Source organism: Streptomyces sp. NBC_00009, assembly GCF_045040855.1.
GTDB classification, from domain to species: Bacteria; Actinomycetota; Actinomycetes; order Streptomycetales; family Streptomycetaceae; genus Streptomyces; species Streptomyces aureus.
In genome coordinates, this window is the sequence record NZ_CP108312.1 from 7,778,802 (window position 1) to 7,797,932 (window position 19,131).

General features: G+C 72.1%; 20 protein-coding genes. 13 read left to right on the top strand and 7 right to left on the bottom strand.

The genetic code is table 11. The features are described 5' to 3' along the window. Positions 1–3 precede the first annotated feature (3 nt). The 3 genes from OHA58_RS35260 to OHA58_RS35270 form a co-directional block, all read right to left on the bottom strand. A complete protein-coding gene (locus OHA58_RS35260; protein WP_405483767.1) occupies positions 4–396 on the bottom strand; it encodes a molybdopterin-binding protein in 393 nt (130 codons plus the stop codon). 22 nt (positions 397–418) lie between these two features. Continuing rightward, positions 419–874, bottom strand: a complete 456-nt coding sequence (locus tag OHA58_RS35265) for a GNAT family N-acetyltransferase (RefSeq protein WP_405483768.1) — start codon at positions 872–874, stop codon at positions 419–421. Between the two features lie 119 nt (positions 875–993). Beyond that, entirely contained in the window at positions 994–3,516 is a 2,523-nt protein-coding gene (locus OHA58_RS35270) for a SpoIIE family protein phosphatase (RefSeq protein ID WP_405485339.1), read from the bottom strand. A 175-nt stretch (positions 3,517–3,691) separates the two neighbouring features. Here OHA58_RS35270 and OHA58_RS35275 point away from each other — a divergent pair, with 175 nt between their 5' ends. The 7 genes from OHA58_RS35275 to OHA58_RS35305 all read left to right on the top strand — a co-directional run bounded on the left by OHA58_RS35275 (position 3,692) and on the right by OHA58_RS35305 (position 9,070). Beyond that, positions 3,692–4,102, top strand: coding sequence for a RidA family protein (locus OHA58_RS35275; protein WP_227300224.1), 411 nt, complete (start codon positions 3,692–3,694; stop codon positions 4,100–4,102). Positions 4,103–4,176: 74 nt separating this feature from the next. Next, positions 4,177–4,824, top strand: coding sequence for a DUF1707 domain-containing protein (locus OHA58_RS35280; protein ID WP_405483769.1), 648 nt, complete (start codon positions 4,177–4,179; stop codon positions 4,822–4,824). Between the two features lie 97 nt (positions 4,825–4,921). Beyond that, positions 4,922–5,566 carry a TetR/AcrR family transcriptional regulator gene (locus tag OHA58_RS35285; protein WP_405483770.1) on the top strand — a complete coding sequence of 215 codons (645 nt, stop codon included), beginning with the start codon at positions 4,922–4,924 and terminating at the stop codon, positions 5,564–5,566. A gap of 139 nt (positions 5,567–5,705) precedes the next feature. After that, positions 5,706–6,671 carry an alpha/beta hydrolase gene (locus OHA58_RS35290; protein WP_405483771.1) on the top strand — a complete coding sequence of 322 codons (966 nt, stop codon included), beginning with the start codon at positions 5,706–5,708 and terminating at the stop codon, positions 6,669–6,671. After that, positions 6,668–7,552, top strand: a complete 885-nt coding sequence (locus OHA58_RS35295; RefSeq protein WP_405483772.1) for an alpha/beta fold hydrolase — start codon at positions 6,668–6,670, stop codon at positions 7,550–7,552. The genes OHA58_RS35290 and OHA58_RS35295 overlap by 4 nt, the downstream gene beginning before the upstream one ends. Positions 7,553–7,620: 68 nt before the next feature. Then, positions 7,621–8,460 carry an alpha/beta fold hydrolase gene (locus OHA58_RS35300; protein WP_405483773.1) on the top strand — a complete coding sequence of 280 codons (840 nt, stop codon included), beginning with the start codon at positions 7,621–7,623 and terminating at the stop codon, positions 8,458–8,460. 43 nt (positions 8,461–8,503) lie between these two features. After that, positions 8,504–9,070: a GNAT family N-acetyltransferase gene (locus OHA58_RS35305; protein WP_405483774.1), complete on the top strand. Its 567-nt coding sequence runs from the start codon at positions 8,504–8,506 to the stop codon at positions 9,068–9,070. Between the two features lie 17 nt (positions 9,071–9,087). Here the strand turns inward: OHA58_RS35305 and OHA58_RS35310 are convergent, their stop codons facing one another. Together OHA58_RS35310 and OHA58_RS35315 are read right to left on the bottom strand one after the other, a co-directional pair. Then, entirely contained in the window at positions 9,088–9,888 is an 801-nt protein-coding gene (locus tag OHA58_RS35310) for a cache domain-containing protein (RefSeq protein ID WP_405483775.1), read from the bottom strand. After that, entirely contained in the window at positions 9,842–10,666 is an 825-nt protein-coding gene (locus OHA58_RS35315; RefSeq protein ID WP_405485341.1) for a FadR/GntR family transcriptional regulator, read from the bottom strand. Before OHA58_RS35315 ends, OHA58_RS35310 begins: the two co-directional genes overlap by 47 nt. A gap of 107 nt (positions 10,667–10,773) precedes the next feature. On the opposite strand from OHA58_RS35315, the gene OHA58_RS35320 reads away from it, so the two are divergent. The 5 genes from OHA58_RS35320 (at position 10,774) to glsA (ending at position 16,801) form a co-directional block, all read left to right on the top strand. Next, positions 10,774–11,808 (top strand): ABC transporter ATP-binding protein, encoded by a 1,035-nt coding sequence (locus OHA58_RS35320; protein WP_405483776.1) that lies wholly within the window; start codon positions 10,774–10,776, stop codon positions 11,806–11,808. 119 nt (positions 11,809–11,927) lie between these two features. Beyond that, positions 11,928–13,130: an ABC transporter substrate-binding protein gene (locus tag OHA58_RS35325; RefSeq protein ID WP_405483777.1), complete on the top strand. Its 1,203-nt coding sequence runs from the start codon at positions 11,928–11,930 to the stop codon at positions 13,128–13,130. A gap of 12 nt (positions 13,131–13,142) precedes the next feature. Next, a complete protein-coding gene (locus OHA58_RS35330; RefSeq protein ID WP_405483778.1) occupies positions 13,143–14,027 on the top strand; it encodes an ABC transporter permease in 885 nt (294 codons plus the stop codon). 97 nt (positions 14,028–14,124) lie between these two features. Further along, on the top strand, positions 14,125–14,940 hold the full coding sequence (locus OHA58_RS35335) for an ABC transporter permease (RefSeq protein WP_405483779.1): 816 nt from the start codon (positions 14,125–14,127) through the stop codon (positions 14,938–14,940). Between the two features lie 70 nt (positions 14,941–15,010). Then, complete coding sequence (gene glsA / locus OHA58_RS35340; protein WP_405483780.1) at positions 15,011–16,801, top strand: glutaminase A; 1,791 nt, start codon at positions 15,011–15,013, stop codon at positions 16,799–16,801. 206 nt (positions 16,802–17,007) lie between these two features. Here glsA and OHA58_RS35345 read toward each other — a convergent pair whose 3' ends face one another. Next, positions 17,008–17,196 carry a hypothetical protein gene (locus OHA58_RS35345; RefSeq protein ID WP_405483781.1) on the bottom strand — a complete coding sequence of 63 codons (189 nt, stop codon included), beginning with the start codon at positions 17,194–17,196 and terminating at the stop codon, positions 17,008–17,010. A gap of 152 nt (positions 17,197–17,348) precedes the next feature. Here OHA58_RS35345 and OHA58_RS35350 point away from each other — a divergent pair, with 152 nt between their 5' ends. After that, the gene (locus OHA58_RS35350) at positions 17,349–18,653 is read left to right on the top strand and encodes an alpha/beta hydrolase family protein (protein WP_405483782.1); all 1,305 of its coding nucleotides are present in this window, start codon (positions 17,349–17,351) and stop codon (positions 18,651–18,653) included. Between the two features lie 68 nt (positions 18,654–18,721). On the opposite strand, the gene OHA58_RS35355 is transcribed toward OHA58_RS35350, so the two are convergent. Beyond that, a complete protein-coding gene (locus tag OHA58_RS35355) occupies positions 18,722–19,126 on the bottom strand; it encodes a DUF5997 family protein (protein WP_266568568.1) in 405 nt (134 codons plus the stop codon). Positions 19,127–19,131 lie beyond the last annotated feature (5 nt).

The following is a 19,131-nucleotide window of genomic DNA, read 5'->3' on the forward strand; positions in this document are numbered from 1 at the left end:
ACGTCAGGCGCGGTCGATGTGCACGTTCGTCGACTTCACGCGGGCGGTGGCCTCCGCGCCCACCTCAAGTCCCAGCTCCTCCACGGCCTCACGCGTGAGCAGCGACACCAGCCGGTGAGGGCCCGCCTGGATCTCCACCTGGGCCGCCACGTCACCCAGCTTCACGGCGGTGACGATGCCCGGGAAGGCGTTGCGCGCGGAGGTGTACGAGATGTCGTCCTCGCCGCCGGTCCTGGCGACCTCGACCGAGAGGGTGGCCAGGTCGCTGCCGTCGATGAGCCGCCGCCCGCCCGCGTCACGATGGGTGGCCACTCTGCCCGCATCGGCCCATCGGCGTGCGGTGTCCGGGCTCACGCCCAGGAGCCGGGCGGCCTGGCCGATTGTGTAGGACTGCATACGCGCCAAGATAGACGAATACTCAGGTGAGCCCGTCCTCGGCGAGTCGCATCGTGAACCAGAGGGCGGGGTCCTCCGGCAGCACGTATCGCTCCACTTCCACGAACCCGTGCTTCTCCGCGAACCGCACCCCGGCCACGTTGGACGCCAGGATGACCGTCTCGATCACGGCGGCGTCCAGGGTGCGCGCGTGCTCCAGGCCGTGCCGGTAGAGCACTTCGCCGAAGCCCTGCCGGCGGTGGCCGGGGAGCACGCGGGCGATCACCGTGGCCGTGGCGGTGTCGTCCGTCGGAGGGCGCACCGTCGTGCAGCCCACGAGGGTGTCGCCGAGAAAGGCGACTTCCAGATGGTTGCGCCCCACCCGCTCGCGCACGTCGTCGAGGGACAGCGGGTCGGCCGGGATGATCAGGTTGTGGACGTGACGCCAGTCCTCGATCAGGGCGTCGCCCTGCACCTTCTCAATGCGGAGATCAGTCATCGCAGCAGGAAATCGTGCGCATCGCCGAACGTCAACTGCATATCTACGCCCCGCCGTCGGCGATCGGGCGACCTCTTCGCCGACCGACGTTCCCGGCGATGCGCCGGCGCGGCGCTGCTTCAGCGCGTGGTCTCCGGGGGCGGTCCGTCGGTCCCGGCGGCCGGTTCGTCCGTATCGGAGAGCGGTTCGTCCGTCTGCTCGGTGAGGGACTGTTCGGCCCAGATGACTTTCCCGTCGAGGGTGTAGCGCGCTCCCCAGCGCTGGGAGAACTGGGAGACGAGAAACAGGCCGCGCCCGCCCTCGTCGGTGGTGCGGGGGTGACGCAGATGCGGAGCGCTGGCGCCCGCGTCGGACACCTCGCAGATCAGCGCCCGTTCGACGATCAGACGCAGCCGGATCGGCCCGGAGGCGTACCGGATCGCGTTGGTGACGAGTTCGCTGACGACGAGTTCCGTGGTGTAGGCGAGTTCGTCGAGCCCCCATTCGGACAGCTGCCGGGTGACCTTCTTGCGTGCCTCGGCGACGACCGCCGGGTCGCTCTCCAGGTCCCACGAGGCGACCTGCCCGGCGCCCAGGCGGTGGGTGCGGGCCATCAGCAGGGCCACGTCGTCGTTCGGGCGCGCGGGCACCAGCGCGTCGACGACGGCCACGCAGCGGCCGTCGAGGGAGGGGTCGCGCAGCTCCAGGGCATTGCGCAGGCGCTCCCTCCCCGCGTCGAGTTCGGGCTCGCGGCCGGGTTCCCGTGGGTCGACGGCGAGCAGTCCGTCGGTGTGCAGGGCGAGCACGGTGCCCTCGGCGAGGCAGAACTCGGCCGCCTCGAAGGGCAGACCACCCGTGCCGAGCGCCGGCCCGATCGGGAGGTCGGGGAAGGAGACCGTGCCGTCCGGGGTGACGAGCGCGGGCGGGGGATGCGCGGAGCTCGCCATGGCGCACTGGCCGCTCACCGGGTCGTACACCACGTACAGACAGCTGGAGCCGACGGCCTGGATCGCGCTGCGGGCGTCCTCCTCACGCGCGCCCCTGCTGACCAGGTCGTCGAGGTGGGCCAGCACCTCCTCCGGCGGCAGGTCCAGATCGGCGAGCGTCTGGACAGCGGTGCGCAGCCGTCCCATGGCGGCGGCGCCGTCGATGCCGTGGCCGGGGACGTCACCCACGACGAGGGCGACCCTGGCGCCGGACAGCGGGATGACATCGAACCAGTCGCCGCCGAGGCCCGTCAGCTCGTCCGCGGGCCGGTAGCAGGCGGTGACGTCCACCGCGTCCTGCTCGGGCAGGTGGCTCGGCAGCAGACTCCGCTGAAGCACCAGCGCGGCGTCGCGTTCGCGTGTGTAGCGGCGGGCGTTGTCCACGCAGATCGCGGCCCGGGCGACGAACTCCTCCGCGAGCGCCAGATCCTGCGCGTCGAACGGGTCGGGGCGGTCCCGCCGGAAGAAGCTGGTGACGCCCATCGTGATGCCGCGCGAGCGGATCGGCACGATCATCATCGAGTGCAGCCCGAGCCCCACGAGGGTTGCCGCCGGGTGGCCCGGGGCGGTGGCGACCCAGTCCTCGGCCTGGGGGTCGAGCTGCTCCTCGTGCCAGGACTCGCCGCTGGTCAGGACGCGGACGGGGGGTGACTCCGGGCGGTAGCGGGCCGTCTCCCCGATGCGGATGACGGTCTCGGGGACGCCGTCCCGCACCGACCCGTGGCCCGCGCGCCGCAGCGTGACCATCGCCGAGTCGCTCGGCGGCCCCGGCGTCGGCTCGGCCCCTGCGAGCACCGACTCCAGCAGATCCACGGCGACGAAGTCCGCGAGGCCGGGCACCGCCACGTCTGCCAGTTCCTGCGCGGTCCGTACGACGTCCAGACTCCGGCCGATGTGCTCACCGGCCCGGTCGAGGAGGGCGAGCCGCTGCCGGGCCAGATAGCGGTCGGTGATGTCCATCGCCGTGTAGTACACGCCCAGCGGGTACCCGTTCCCGTCGTTGAGCCGAGTGAACGACATGGCGTGGCAGCACTGGCGGTGCGGCGCGGACTGCACGCGGCCCACCTGCTCGTAGCCCACGACCGCTTCCCCCGTCTCGAGGACCTGCCGCATCTTCGCCTCGAGCCGCTCGGAGTCGAGCCCGGGCTGGATGTCCGCCAGCCTGCGGCCGATACGGTCCTGCGGCGGACCGCCGCCGAACTGCGCCAGCGCGTCGTTCGACCACACGTACCTCAGGTCCGTGTCCACGATGGCGATGCCCAGGGGGGAACGTGTGGCCATCTGCTCCAGGACGGAGCGGCTCATCTCCCATCCGGGCGCCCGCGCCAGGTCCGTCACGAGCGCGATCCAGCGCTCGGGATCCGGGCACAGTTGTGCCTCGACTACGCGCACCATCAGGGGGACCGGGTGGCCGTTGCGGTGTTTCGCCGTCAGGATCCCCGACCATCCGCCGCCCCGCCTGCACTGCTCGGCGAGCGCGGGAACACGGGCCGCGTCCTCGGGCATCAGGAGCTCGACCACTTTCCGGCCCACCACCTCGGCGGCCGCGTACCCCAGCAGCCGCTCGCCCCCGCCGGACCAGCCGGACACCACTCCGTGCGTGTCGAGCAGCACCGGCGCGGCGTCCGCCGCGTCGAAGCGCTGCTCGGTGGCATCGCTGTGCTCGCTCGTCCCCACGGTGCCCGGCTCCGTCCTGAGGGTGGTCTGCCCCTCTCGTCCATTCTTCACCTCGCGTGACGATGACGGCGGCTGTTCGCCACCTGTGCGCCCCCGCGCCGGGAAATTCAGGGGCGCCTGCCGAAGTTCCCTGCGAGGATGACCGCCCGTCGTGCCCGCTCCGGAGGGAATTCACGTGCCCCGCGCCGTCTCGCTGATCCGCTCGTCCTCGCTGTCCGACGTCGCCGAGTACGCCTACGCGGCGACGGCTCCCGCCGAAGCGCGGCTGATCTTCCTCGCGGGGGCCTGTCCGCTGAACGAGGACGGCTCGACGGCTGCCGTCGGCGACTACGCCGGACAGGCGGCCAAGGCCGTCGAGAACATGCGGACGGCGCTCGCCGAGTCCGGCGCCACCCTCGACGACGTGATCAGCACCCGCGTCCTCGTCGCGTCCACGCGCCAGGCGGACCTGGTGACGGCTTGGGAGGTGGTGCGTGACGCGTTCGGCGACCACGACGTCCCCAGTACGTTGATGGGGGTCACGGTGCTCGGGTACCACGACCAGCTCGTGGAGATCGAGGGCGTCGCGGCGGTACTGGACTCCTGACGGGGGCGGGCCGATCGCGGGTGGCCGCTCGGGCCCGGTTCCACGGGTGGCGGCCACGCCACTAGAGTGCGTCCATGCCCGGTGAAATGGTGCCAGACCGCCGCGAACTGCGTGCGTCGCACGAGGAGCGCGACCAGGTCGTGGAGCGGCTGACCGTGGCCGCCGGTGACGGCCGGCTGACCGCGGACGAGCTGGACGAGCGGCTCGAGGCCGCGCTGACGGCCCGTACCCACGGTGAGCTGGCGGCCCTGCTCGCCGACCTGCCGGAGGCCGGTCCCGCGTGGGCCGCCGGGGTCGCGGCCGCCGCTCCGAAAGACGTGTCGCGGATCGTCGTCGACAGCGCGAGCGCGAAGCGGGACGGCGGCTGGGTGGTCCCGAGGCGTCTGGAGATCGAGTCGAAGAGCGGTTCCGTCGTTCTCGACTTCACCCAGGCCGTCATCGCGGCGCCCACTCTGGAGATCGAGGTCGCGGTGCGCAGCGGGTCGGTGACGCTGCTCGTGCCGCCGGACGTCGTCGCCGATGTCGACGACGTCACCGTACGCAGCGGCAGCGTGCGCCAACAGGCGCGGCCCGAGCCTGCGACACCGGTCAGGCTGCGCATCCAGATGGCGGGTGAGGTGCACGGCGGCAGCATCGCGATACGGCTGCCCGGGCCGCCCCGCCGCGGCTTCTGGCAGTGGCTGCTGCGGCGCCCGCGACCGGTGGCGGCGCTCCCTCGCTGACCAGGGCCCCAGTGAGACCTGCGGCTGAGCTTGATCATGGTCCGTCCCCCGAGGGCTAAGGTCGGCCCGAGCGTTCGCTGCGCGAGGAGGACCGGCCATGGAAGCCGCCGATGTGAACACCCCTGCCGACGACGGCTCACCGGGTCGGGCGGGATACCGGCGGTCGGCCGGGTCGCCGCGCGGCGAAGCCCGGCGGCGGGAACTCCTCGCCCTCGTCACCGATGACCTCGAGGTCAACGGACTCGTGGACTTCTCGCTCCGGCGCGCGGCGCGAGCGGCCGGCACCACGCACAAGGTGCTGCTGTACCACTTCGACGGGGCCGACGACCTGCTCACGCAGGCGATCGTCCAGCTGCGCGAGCGGCGCATCGCGAAGGCGCTCGCCGCCGCCACCGAGGGCCACAACCGCAGGACGCTGGCGGACTGGGTGCGCGCGGTCTGGCCGATCCTCGTGGGTGCGGAGGCGCGCGTGCTCGACCAGGCCATCGGGCTGGCGATGTACGACCCGGACCGCCATGCGGCGCTGGGCCGCGAGGCGTCGCAGCAGTATCTGCCCACGCTGCTGTCCGTGTGTCCCGGGCACTGGTCCGACCGTCGCAAGCTCGAGGTCGCCGAGATGGTCCTCGCCACGCTCCGGGGCTTTCTGGTGGACGCGCGGACCAGCGGTGACGCCGAGGGCGTCGCCGCCGGGTTCGAGGCGCTGGCCCGCGCGCTGGAGCGGGAGGAGGCCGCGGAGGTGTGACCGCGGCGCCCGGGCGGCACCCGATCCGGCCGGACCCCGTGGGCGGAGTCCGTGGACAGTTTGTGAACCACGTGGTTCACTTTTGGTGAGGGTGCTTCTCATCCACTCGGATCCACGCGGGTCCACTCGGAGGCCGGTCATGCGGATGTCCATGGAGCGGGAGAAAGTCCGATTCCCCAGTGGCGGCACCGAATGCGCCGCGTGGCACCACCCGGGGACGAACGGTGCCTGCGTGGTCATGGCGCCCGGCGGCGGGGTGACCAAGGAGCCGGGCGCCGACCCGTTCGCGGCGCGCTTCCACGCCGCCGGGTTCAGCGTCCTGGCCTTCGACTACCGGCGCTTCGGTGAAAGCGGGGGCGCGCCGCGCCAGATCCTGGACATCAAGGAGCAACTCGCCGACTGGCGGGCCGCGATCGCCTGTGCCGCGGCCCTGCCTGAGGTCGACCCCGCACGTGTCGCGGCCTGGGGGTTCTCGGCCTCGGGCGGTCACATCTTCCAAGTCGCGGCGCGCGCACCGCAGTTGGCGGCGGCGATCGCGCAGACTCCGCTGGCCGACGGCCCCGTGGCCTCGCGCAGGGCGATGGCGTATCAGACGCCGTGGGGAATGCTCCGGCTCACCCTGAGGGGCCTCCTCGATGCCGCCGGTGGTCTCGTCGGACGTAAGCCCTTGCTGATGCCGCTCGCCGGTCCGCCCGGGACCGTGGCGATGCTCACCACGCCGGACGGGAACGAGGGGGACCGGGCGCTCAACCCGGGCATCCGCTACCCGGACTGGCAGCAGGAGGTCGCCGCCCGCTCGGCGCTGAGCCTCAGCTTCTACCGGCCGGGCCGCCAGGCGTCCAAGGCGCGGTGTCCCCTGCTGGTCGTCGTGTGCGACCAGGACCGGTCCGCCCTGCCGGGGCCGGCCGTCGACGCGGCGCGGCGAGCACCGCAGGCAGAGGTGGTCCACCTGCCGGGCGGGCACTACGCGCCCTTCATGGACGCGCACGAACCGGCCGTGGAGGCCGAACTCGCCTTTCTGCAGCGCCACTTGACCGACGAGACGCCACCCGCCGGCCATGGCGCCGCCGTCACCGCTGATCCTTCGGCCCGGAGCCGGTCATGAGGGAGATCGAACTGACCGCAGGGACCGTCGAGTACGAGGACACGGGAGGGCGGGCGGACGCGGACGCGGGCAGTGGTGGCCCCACGGCCGTCTTCCTGCACGGCCTGATGATGGACGCCTCGCTCTGGGACGGGCCGATCGCGGAACTGTCCGGCGAGCACCGGTGCGTGGCGCCGACGCTGCCCCTGGGCGCGCACCGTCGCGCGATGCGCGACGACGCCGATCTGTCGCTGCCCGGGGTCGCCCGCCTCGTGGTCGAGTTCCTCGACCGTCTCGACCTGCGCGACGTCACCCTCGTCGGCAACGACACCGGCGGGGCGCTCGTCCAACTGGTCATCTCCGAGGGCGCCGCCGGGCGCGTGGGCCGCGTGGTGCTCGTCTCGTGCGAGGCGTTCGACAACCTTCCGCCGGGGCTGACCGGCAGGACGCTCGCTCTCGCGGGGAAGCTGTCGCCACGGATGTTCGGGCTGTTCATGCAGCAGATGCGGATCGGCGCGGTGCGGCGGCTGCCGGTCGCGTTCGGGTGGCTGACCAAACGAGGCGGCGCCGCGACCGGCCGGTGGATGAGGCCGGTCGTCAGGCAGCCGGAGATCCGCCGCGATGCCGTACGGATGCTGCGCGCGGTCTTCGCCGACACCCGCGTCCTGCTCCGGGCGGCGGAGCGCCTGCCGGCGTTCGACCGGCCCGCGCTCGTGGTCTGGGCGCGCGACGACCGCGTGATGCCGCTCGCCCACGGGCGGCGCCTCGCCGAACTCCTCCCGCAGGGGAGACTGGTCGAGATCGAGGACAGCTACACCCTCGTCCCCTTGGATCAGCCGACTGAACTCGCCTCAGCTGTACGGGAGTTCACGCGCCTACCCGAACCGGATCCCCGCCGGTGACTCCCGGCCCCGCCGAGCGGTCGCCAATCCGCTTGCCATGATCGGCGCGCGGACCCGAGGATGACGTCATGCCCGCCTTCACCGCACCCGACGGCACCCGGCTCGCCTACCACGTCGTGGGGGAGGGCGAGCCCCTCATCTGCCTGCCCGGCGGGCCCATGCGCGCCTCCGCCTACCTCGGCGATCTCGGCGGGCTCTCGAAGCGGCGCCGCATTGTGCTGCTCGACCTGCGCGGCACCGGCGACTCCGACGTCCCGGCGGACCCGTCCACGTACCGCTGCGACCGGCAGGTCGGCGACGTCGAGGCGCTCCGCGTCCAACTCGGCCTGGAGAGCATCGATCTGCTCGCGCACTCGGCGGCCGGTGACCTCGCGCTGCTCTACGCGGCCAGGTACCCCCGGCGCGTCCGCACCCTCACGATGGTCACCGCCCGCGCACGCGCCCTGGGTGTCGACTTCACCACGGAGCACCGACTCGAAGCGGCCGCCCTGCGCGCGGACGAACCGTGGTTCGCCTCCGCGCGTGAGGCGTACGGACGGGTCTGGGACGGCACCGCGACCGACGCCGACTTCGACGCGGCGGTGCCGTTCTTCTACGGGCGCTGGGACGCGGCCGCCGAGGCGCACGCCGCCGGCGAGGTCGAGCAGACCAACGAGCAGGCGGCGGACCTCTACGCGTCCCCCGGAGCCTTCGACCCCGCCGTGGCCCGCGCCGCCCTGGCCGGGTGGGACGCGCGGGTCCTGGTCCTGGCGGGCGAGCGGGACGGCGGCCCGCTGCCCCGGGTCGCCGCCGCCGTCGCGGAGCTGCTCCCGCACGCCGAACCGGTCGTCCAGGAAGGCGCGGGCCACTTCCCGTGGATCGACGACCCCGATCGCTTCACGGAGACGGTGACCTCGTTCCTGGGATAGCCGCTGCCGTGAGTGCCGGGCCTGCCGTGTCAAGATCGGTTCCATGATCTATCGCTGGGCGAACGAGGCCGACGCTCCCGCCATGGCCGCGCTCTTCGCCGCCAATCACCGCGACTCCCTGACGGAACGTCAGCGGGACGAACAGGGCTTCGTGCAAGGGGGTTTCGACGCCGCCGCACTCCGTGCCATGGCCGCCGCCGGGACGTTGCTGGTCGCCGACGACGACGGGCAGGTGGCGGGTCTGCTCGCCCTCTCCGGCCCCGACGAACTGCCCGCACCGCCGCCACCGGTCGTCGGCCTGCTCGCGGCGCAGGACACGCTGCGCTGGGAGGGCCGGCCGCTGAGCGAGGTGCGCTGGCTGCTCTACGGCCCCGTGGTCGTCGACGCGGCCTACCGGGGGCGCGGGGTGGCGCGCGGCCTGTTCACCATGGCCGTCGAGGAGGCCGCGGCGCGGGCCGACGCGGTGGTCGCGTTCATCGAGTCCACGAACCGGCCCTCCTGGCGCGTCCACGTGGACGGGTTCGGTATGCGGCCCCTGGGTGAGTACGTGGTGGACGGCCGCGCCTACAGCGCCGTCGCGGCGGCGGTGCGCGCGCCGGGTGGTGCCTGAGGGAACAGGACTTGGGTCTACGGCCGCATGGTGGAAGACGTCGCCGTCGCCAGGATCAGCGGGACGCCGTCGCAGGGCAGCAGGCGCAGCCCGTCGTGGTCCGTGCCCTCCGCAGGTCCGGCCAGTACCGCGGCGAAGTCGGGGCCCTTGCTGAGGGAGCCGACGAGGTGGCGGGGGTCCGTGGAGGCGGCGACGCGGCCGCGCGCGTTCACCAGACGGGCGGGCCCCGGGAGGCGCTGGAGCAGCGGCATGACGACGGACTCGAAGCGGCGCAGGTAGACGTCGGCGGCGGCCACCCCCATGAAGCGCCCTCCGACCGTCACGGGCGCGGAGAGCGTGAGGCTGTACTCGTCGGAGCAGAGGTAGTCGACGTAGGGGCCCGCGACGGCCCGCTGCCCGGTGTCGCGGGGGAGCGTGAACCAGTCCCAGTGGGTGTAGTCCGAGTATGCGGAGCGCTGCGGATCCAGGTCGAGCAGCAGCGGCTGCACGGCCCCGTCCGCGGTCCGCTGCCACCACTCCAGCCACGCGGGTACGTCGTCGAGGAGGCCGGGCGCCGCGACGAAGCCGATCCCCGAGACCAGGCCGTAGCGGTCGAGCCGGGTGTGCAGCCCGGGGCGGAGCGCGGTCAGGTCGTCCGTGACCGGGCGGCGGCCCTTCGCGGCGACGGAGGAGAGCACGGACCCGATGTCCACGGCGGTGGCGCCGACGGCGTCGAAGACCCCTTCGAGCGCGTCACGGACGCGGGCGGCCGCCTCGGCTGCCGGCCGGTCGTCAAGCAGCGCCGATCCGGCGTTTGCGGGACGGGGGTTGCTGCCCATCGGGGGCCTCCTTCGGACCGGGACCGCTCGCGCCGCCGGCCGGGCCGAGGCGGAGTTCGATCAGGCGCGCCATGGAGGTCTGCACGCATTCCTCGGCCAGGGCCCTGGCGCGGTCGTCCGCCCCATCATGCACGGCCGAGATCACGGCACGGTGACGGTCCGCGGCGTCCGCGAGGAGTCCGTCGTCGTGCAGCACGAGCCGTAGCAGCGCCCCGACTTCGGTCTGCAGAGTGACTTCTTCCCTGGTCAGACGGGCGGACTGGGCGGCGGCGGCCAGCTCGACATGGAAGCGCCCGTAGATGCGGCTGCGGGCTCCCGAGTCCTTGGCGTCCATCAACTCTCCCAAAGACCTCTGCAGTTGCCTCAGATCGGCGGGCTCCGTGCGCCGGGCCGCGAGACGGGCGGCGGCGCCGGAGACGGCGGCCCAGTGGTCGGCGAGATCGCGCAGTTCCTCGGTGCTCCAGTCGGCGAGGCGGGCGAGGAGCCGGTCCTCGGCGGGGCCGTCGGGGACGGTCACGAAACTGCCCCCGCCGCGGCCCCTGCGGGTGGTGACCAGGCCGCGCTGCCGCAGCGCCATGAGCGCCTCGCGCAGGGTCACGGTGGAGACGCCGAGCTGGGCGGCGAGGTCGCTCTCGCCGGGCAGCTGCTCACCCTCGGCGAGCAGCCCGAGGTCGATGGCGTCACCGAGCCGCCGCACCACGGCGTCCACGCGGGCGAGCGTGTCGACGGGTGTGAAGACGGCTCTTCGTACGCCGGTTTTGTCTCGGTTCACGGTCACCACCTTGCCACTTGGCACAGCCTTTACCTTAGCGGGGCCTTGAAATTAGAACTATGGCTTCATATGTTTACCGTCAACTCCCGACAGCACCAGAAAGGTTCCCGCCCATGGAGGGAATGGCCATCCGGCTGCAGAGCCTGCGCAAGTCCTTCGGCAGGACGGAGGCCGTGGCCGGGGTCGACCTGGAGATCGCGGACGGCGAGTTCTTCTCGATGCTGGGGCCGTCCGGCTCGGGCAAGACCACGGTGCTCCGGATGATCGCGGGCTTCGAGGCCCCGACCGCCGGAACCATCGAGCTCGCGGGCGCCGACGTCACCCGCCGGGCCCCCTTCGAGCGCGACGTGCACACCGTGTTCCAGGACTACGCGCTGTTCCCGCACATGACCCTGGAGCAGAACGTCGCCTACAGCCTCAAGGTCCGCAAGGTGCCCAAGACCGAGCGCCTCGCGCGGGCCAGGGAGGCCTTGGCGAGCGTGCAGCTCGAAGGCTTCGGCGGGCGCCGGCCCTCCCAGCTCTCCGGCGGCCAGCGTCAGCGCGTGGCCCTGGCCCGCGCCCTCGTCGGCCGCCCGAAGGTGCTGCTCCTCGACGAACCGCTGGGCGCACTCGACCTCAAGCTCCGCGAGCAGATGCAGGTCGAACTCAAGGCGATCCAGCGCGAGATCGGCATCACGTTCGTCTTCGTCACGCACGACCAGGAGGAGGCGCTGACGATGAGCGACCGCATCGCCGTCTTCAACCAGGGCCGCGTCGAACAGGTCGGCACCCCGGCCCAGATATACGAGCGTCCCGCCACCCCCTTCGTCGCGGGGTTCGTCGGCACCTCGAACCTGCTGTCCGGCGACGCTGCGGAGCAGGTCGTGGGGGACCGGGCCACGTACAGCATCCGCCCGGAGAAGATCCACGTGCTCAAGGAGTCCGCCGCCGCCGAGCCGGAGCATGCGAGCGCGACCGGCACCGTCGCGGAGGTCGTCTATCTGGGGGACGCGACCCGGTTCCTCGTCGACCTCGACGCCGGTGGCCGGCTCACCGCCCTTCAGCAGAACCTGGAGACCTCGTCCGAGGACGTGGCCGCCCTGCGCGGCTCCCGGGTCAGACTCCAGTGGCACCGGCGGCACAACTTCCAGGTGCCCGAGGCGAGTTGACCCCCGGCCCGCCACGCTCCTGACGCACGCGCACACACATACGCACACGCCACGCACGCGTCGCCGCAGACCCCGTACGACCGTTACCGCCCGCCCGTCCCCTCCCCGTGGAGATCCCCGTGCGACTGACCCGAACGTCCCGAGCGGTGGCCGCGCTCGGCGCCCTGCTCCTCGCCTCCGCCTGCGGTTCCTCGGACACCGCCGGATCCTCGCCCGGCGGCAGCGACTTCACCCCGCCGAAGCTCTCCGCGCAGAAGACACTCGGCAAGTCGGAGGGCCAGGTCAACCTGATCGCCTGGGCCGGCTACGCCGAGGACGGCTCGAACGACCCGAAGGTCGACTGGGTCACCGACTTCGAGAAGCAGACCGGCTGCCAGGTCAACACCAAGACCGCGGGCACGTCCGACGAGATGGTCAACCTGATGAAGACCGGCCAGTACGACGCGGTCTCCGCCTCCGGCGACGCGTCGCTGCGGCTGATCGCCTCGGGTGACGCGGCCCCCGTGAACACCAAGCTGGTGCCCAACTACAAGGACGTCTTCGCCGGGCTGAAGAACCAGCAGTGGAACTCGGTCAAGGGCGTCGCCTACGGCATCCCGCACGGCCGCGGCGCCAACCTCCTCATGTACAACACCAAGAAGGTCTCCCCGGCGCCAGACTCCTGGTCCGCGGTCTTCGACAAGGCCTCCGCCCACAAGGGGAAGGTCACCGCGTACGACTCGCCGATCTACCTCGCGGACGCCGCCCTGTACCTGATGAAGTCCAAGCCGTCCCTCGGCATCAAGGACCCGTACGCCCTGGACCAGAAGCAGTTCGACGCGGCGGTCGCCCTGCTCAAGGCGCAGAACTCCAACGTCGGCGAGTACTGGAGCGACTACCTCAAGGAGGTCTCCGCCTTCAAGAGCGGCGACTCCGTCGTCGGCACCAGCTGGCAGGTGATCCTCAACACCGCCCAGGCGGAGAAGGTCCCCGTGAAGGGCGTCCTGCCCAAGGAAGGCGCCACCGGCTGGTCCGACACCTGGATGCTCTCCGCCAAGGCCAAGCACCCCAACTGCGCCTACAAGTGGATGAACTGGATCATCTCGCCGAAGGCCAACGCGCAGGTCGCCGAGTACTTCGGCGAGGCGCCCGCCAACGCGAAGGCCTGTGACCTGACGGCCGACAAGAACCACTGCGCCACGTACCACGCGGCCGACGAGGCGTACTGGAAGAACGTCCACTTCTGGACCACGCCCATCGCCCAGTGCATCGACGGCCGCACGGACACCAAGTGCGTCCCGTACGCCAAGTGGGTCCAGGCCTGGACCGAGATCAAGGGCTAGGACCTGCCGCCGATGACCGACACCGCGCCTGCCGCCGGACCCGTCCGGCGGCTCGCCGGGGCCCTGTACCGCCGCCCCCGGCTACAGCTGTCCCTGCTGCTCTCCGCACCACTGGCCTGGCTCGTCCTCGCCTATCTCGGCTCGCTCGCCGTCCTGTTCCTGTCCGCGTTCTGGACCACGGACTCCTTCACCTCGAACGTCGTGAAGATCTGGAACACGGACAACTTCACGGCGCTGTTCACCACCGACGTCTACCGGCAGGTGGCCCTGCGCAGCGTCGGCGTCGCCCTCGCGGTCACCGCGCTGTGCGTGCTGATCGCGTTCCCGATCGCGTTCTACACGGCCCGCATCGCGAACCCGCGGTGGCGGCCGCTCCTCGTCGTCGCCATCCTCACCCCGCTGTGGGCGAGCTACCTCGTCAAGGCGTACGCCTGGCGGCTCATCCTCGCCCAAGGCGGGCTGCTGGACTGGGTGTTGGGACCGCTCGGCCTCAAGGGGCCCGGCTACGGCCTCACCGCCACCGTCCTCGTCCTGACCTATCTGTGGCTGCCGTACATGATCCTGCCGATCCACGCCGGACTCGAACAGCTCCCGGACAGCCTCCTCGACGCCTCCGCCGACCTCGGCTCCCGCACGGGCCGCACCTTCCGCTCCGTCGTCCTGCCGATGATCCTGCCGTCCGTCGCGGCCGGCTCGGTCTTCACCTTCTCGCTCAGCCTCGGCGACTACATCGCCGTACAGATCGTCGGCGGCAAGACCCAGCTGATCGGCAACCTCATCTACTCCAACATCACCCTCGACCTGCCGCTCGCCGCCGCGCTCGGCACCGTGCCCGTGGTGATCATCGTGCTCTATCTGCTCGCGGTACGCCGCACCGGAGCCCTCAGCAGCCTGTGACGCCCGGAGCCCTCCGGTACCTCCGAAGCCCCTGACGTCCCGGGCCGCCGCCCGCCCCCGCCGACCCTCCGGATCACGCACAGCGAAGGTCCCTCCGATGAATCTCTCCCGCCCCGCGCGCATCACCCTGCGCATCGCCGCCGCGCTCGGCTTCGCGGTGATCTACGTCCCGCTGCTCCTGGTTCTCATCAACTCCCTGAACCCGGACCGCAGTTCGGGCTGGCCGCCGCCCGGGCTCACCTTCGACTGGTGGGCCGACGCCTGGCACAGCTCCGGCGCCCGCGACGCGCTGTGGACGTCGGTCAAGGCGGGGCTCGGCGCGACCGCCATCGCCCTGGTCCTCGGCACGCTCATCGCGTTCGCCTGCCAGCGCTACAGGTTCTTCGGACGCGACGCCATCTCCTTCGTCGTCGTCCTGCCGATCGCGCTGCCCGGCATCGTCACCGGCGTCGCCCTCAACACCGCCTTCCGCACGGTCCTCGAACCGCTCGGCGTGGGCCTCGGCCTGTTCACCGTCATCGTCGGCCACGCCACGTTCTGCATCGTGGTGGTCTTCAACAACGTCATCGCCCGGCTGCGGCGCATGCCGGGGTCGTACGAAGAGGCCGCGATGGACCTCGGGGCGCACAGCTTCCGCACGTATCTCGACATCACGTTCCCGCTGGTGCGCTCCGCGCTGGTCGCGGGCGGCCTGCTCGCCTTCGCCCTCTCCTTCGACGAGATCGTCGTGACGACCTTCACCGCCGGACCCGGCATCCAGACACTGCCCGTCTGGATCTTCTCGAACATGGCGCGCCCGCAGCAGGCCCCCGTCGTCAACGTCGTCGCCGCCGTCCTCGTCCTGCTGTCCGTCATCCCGATCTACCTCGCCCAGCGTCTGTCCTCGGACACCGCGTCCGGGAGCCGGATCTGACTCGGGCACCGCGGGCACCCGTTGCCCGCTTGGGAAGGCGCATCGTCCGGCCGTGGTGTTCGATTGCGGTGTGAGGCACAACAAGCCGCCGGACGATCCCCTCGCCGCGCTCCTGGACCGCGTCCGCATCCGGCTGCGCGACCTCACGGAGGGCGAGCCGGCCTCGTACATCCCGGAGCTGAGCAGGGCCGACCCGGACCTGTTCGGACTGAGCCTGTGTGCGCTCGACGGGCAGGTCTACAGCTGCGGCGACAGCGAGGTGCCGTTCACCGTCCAGTCCGTGTCCAAGCCCTTCGTCTTCGCGCTCGCGCTCGCCGACCAGGGCCTGGAGGAGGTCCTCGCGCGCGTGGGCGCCGAACCGAGCGGCGAGGGGTTCAGCTCGATCCGCCTCGAACCCGGCACCGGACGCCCGCCCAACCCGATGGTCAACGCCGGTGCCATCGTGACCAGTTCGCTGGTGGCCGGAGCGAACCCCGACGAGCGCTTCGCCCGCATCCTGGCCGGCCTGGGAGCCTTCGCGGGCCGGGACCTGACCGTCGACGACGCGGTGTTCGCCTCCGAGCGCGCCACCGGTGACCGCAACCGCGCCCTCGCCTACCTCATGCACAACGCGGGATCGCTCACCGGCGACGTGGAGGAGCAGCTCGCGGTCTACTTCCGTCAGTGCTCCGTGCTCGTGACCTGCGACGACCTCGCCGTGATGCACGCGACCCTGGCCGGCGGCGGCACCAACCCGCTCACCGGCGAACGGGTCGTGGCCTCCCGCCACGCCCAGCACGTCCTCGCCGTCATGGCCACCTGCGGGATGTACGACGCCTCCGGGCAGTGGATGCTGCGCGTGGGCCTGCCGGCGAAGAGCGGAGTCTCGGGCGGGATCGGCGTCGCGCTGCCCGGCCAGTTCGGCATCGGCGTGTTCAGCCCGCCCCTGGACGAGAAGGGCAACAGCGTCCGCGCCATCGCCGCCTGCCACCTCCTGTCGGAACAGTTCGGGCTGCACCTGATGCGCGCCACCGGCAGCAGCGGCCGTCCGCTGCCGCCGCGCTCCCTCGACCCGGGCCCACTGCGCTCGCTGCGCCACCGCCCGCGCGACCAGCGCGCCGCACTCGACGAACGGCCCGACCGCATCCGCGTCCACGTCCTCCAGGGCGACCTGGACTTCGCCACCGCCGAACAGACCCTGCGCGCGGCCCGGGACCTCCCGAAGGCCGCCCGCTGGTTCGTCCTGGACCTCGCACGGGTCGGCCGCATCGAACCCGTCGCCGCCGACCTTCTGCGTGCCCTCGGCCACGACCTGCGCGAACGCGGGATCCGCATGGTGATCGCCGACCCGTCGGAGCGCCCCGTCACGCACACCAAGGACGAGTTCGCCGACCTCGGACGCGCCATCGAGTCCTGCGAGGACGAACTCCTGACCGGCCTCGGACTCGACCCCTCCGCGCCCGTTCCCCTGACGGACAGCGACCTCTTCGGGAGGGCCGGGGAGCAGGAGCAGGCCGCGCAGGCCGTCTCCGACTGCTTCGGCACCCTGTCCCTGTCCGCCGGCCAGACCGTCGAGCCACCCCGCGCGGAGCCCGTGGTCCTCTGGTACGTGGAGTCGGGGCGCCTGGCCGTGTGCGCCCACGGCTCGCGGCCCACACCCGCGGGCCGCACCTGGTCCGCGGGGCCCGGCGCGGCCCTCACGCCCGCCGACTTCCACGCCCGTCTGGGCCAGCGCGTCATGGCCGAGGAGGACTCGGTGTGCCGCACCCTGACGGCCGCCGGACTGCTGCGCCTGCGCACGGCCGTCCCCGCGGCGGCGGCCTTCCTGGAGCGCAGCCCGCTCGACGGGGCGGAGACGGTGGACCGGCCCGAGGGGGCCTGAGCCGAACGGCGGTGCACCCGAAGCCGCCCGCCGCCCCGCCGCTCCGTCAGCTGTCGGCCGTCGTGTCGGCGGGCATCGCGCCGGACTTGTCGACGACGGTGCGGCGCAGGATCGCGTTCGTCCCCGCCAGTTTCATGCCCTTGCCGTCCTTGTCCAGGTACGAGCGTGAGCCGAGGCAGGTGAGGCTCTCGCTGTCGAAGATCCACTCACTGCGGCTCGCGGACCTGGCCCCAGATCCGGGTCCCGGCGTAGACCTCGTCGAGGAGCTGGTCCGGGTCGGTGGGCAGCGAGGCCGGCCAGGCGTACGTCGGACGCTCCAGGCCGGGGGCCAGTGCGTCCGTCGACTCGTAGGGGAGGCGCTGCCCGGACATCGGAACGCCCTTGCCGGTCTCCATACAGGTCACCCCTGGTGGCCATCCCGGAGGCGGGATCCGGGATGCCCCGGGCCGCACCCTGAGATCGTGTTCGCGGCCTGTCGCCGCCGCCCCCGCGATGCCAGTGTCGATGACTGATCCGCCCCACGTTCCACTGCCGGTGAGGGAGCCGCATGAGCGACATGACGGGCCGTCCGACGCGCCGGTCGGTGCTGACGGTGATGGGAGCGACCGCACTCGCGGCGGCCACCGCGGGGACGGCTGCGGCCGATGCGCGAACGTCTTCCGCGGCCACTGCCCCGACGCAGGGAGCTGCAGGTCGCCGGAAGGGACGCGTCCAGCTGACGCTGCCCGCACCGACCGGGCGGGCGCCCATCGGCACGACGCAGCTGCACCTTGTCGACCCCTCGCGCCAGGACCCGTGGACCTCGCCCCGGTCGCCCGGCTCGTCCCGCTCGCCTCGCTCGCCCCGCGAACTCATGGTGACCCTCTGGTATCCGGCCCGCCTCACGCACGGCTGGGCACGCGCACCCTGGCTCCCGCCCGAGGCGGCGGCGCTGTACAAACAGAAAGTGAGCCAACAGCTTCACACGTCCCTGGACACCGTGGATCTGCCGCTCACGCACGCGTACACAAACGCCGCCGTCGAGCAGTCCGGCCACGGACTGCCGGTCGTGCTCTTCTCCCCGGGCTACCGCGCGCAGCGCGCCCTCGGCACCGCGCTGGTCGAGGACCTGGCCAGTCGCGGCCATGCGGTCGTCACCATCGACCACACGCACGAGAGCGACATCGTGGAGTTCCCGGGAGGACGTCTCGAACCGGGCCGGCAGCCGGCCCGGCCGACCGACGAGGACATCGCGAAGGCGCTGCGGGTCCGCCAGGACGACACCAGGTTCGTGCTGGACGAGCTGGCCCGCCTGAACGCGGGGAGAAATCCCGATGCCGAGGGCCGCCCGCTGCCGCTCGGCCTGTGCGGTGCGCTCGACCTGTGCAGGACCGGCATGTTCGGGCACTCGCTCGGCGGGGACACGGCGGCGGAGGTCATGGCGGCGGATCACCGCATCATGGCGGGCGCCGACCTGGACGGCAGTATCAACGGGCCTGTCGCCACCACGGGCCTCGACCGGCCCTTCCTGCTGATGAGCAACGCGAGCCACGGCCGCGGGAACGACCCGTCCTGGGAGGAGTTCTGGTCGCATCTGCGTGGCTGGCGCCGGAGCCTGCGCCTGCGCGCGTCCGGACACCAGACCTACACGGATCTGTCCCCGCTGATGCAACAGCTGGACAGAGCACTCCAGCTCCCGCCCGAGGTGGTCGACGCCATGACCGATGCCATCGGCACGATCGCCGCGGACCGCGCCGTAGCCGCCGAGCGGGCTTATCTGGGCGCCTTCTTCGACCTCCACCTGCGGGGCCGGGACAGCCGCCTCCTGTCCGGGCCGTCCCCGCGCTTCCCCGAGATCGAGTTCGTGCCCTGACAGGCCGGAGGTGAAGCTGGGGAGGTCGGTCAGACGGGTCGGTCAGGTGCGGCGGTCAGGCGGGGCGGTCAGGAACGCTGGTCGCCGGACTGCTCGGCGCGCTGCGCGTTCCGCTCCTTGATACGGACGGCTTCCTTGCGGACCGCGGCCTGGGTGGCACGCTCCTGCTGGAGCCACTCGGGGCTCTCGGTCTTCAGTGCCTCGATCTGCTCCGTGGTGAGCGCCTCGGTGATCCCGCCACGGGCGAGACCCGAGATGGAGATGCCGAGCTTGGACGCGACGACGGGCCGGGGGTGCGGACCGTTGAGCCGCAGCTCCTGGAGCCACTCGGGCGGATCGGCCTGCAGCGCGTTGAGCTCGCTGCGCGAGACGACACCCTCCTGGAACTCGGCGGGGGTGGCCTCGAGGTACACACCCAGCTTCTTGGCCGCGGTCGCGGGCTTCATGGTCTGGGTGGTCTGGTGCGACGTCATGGTGT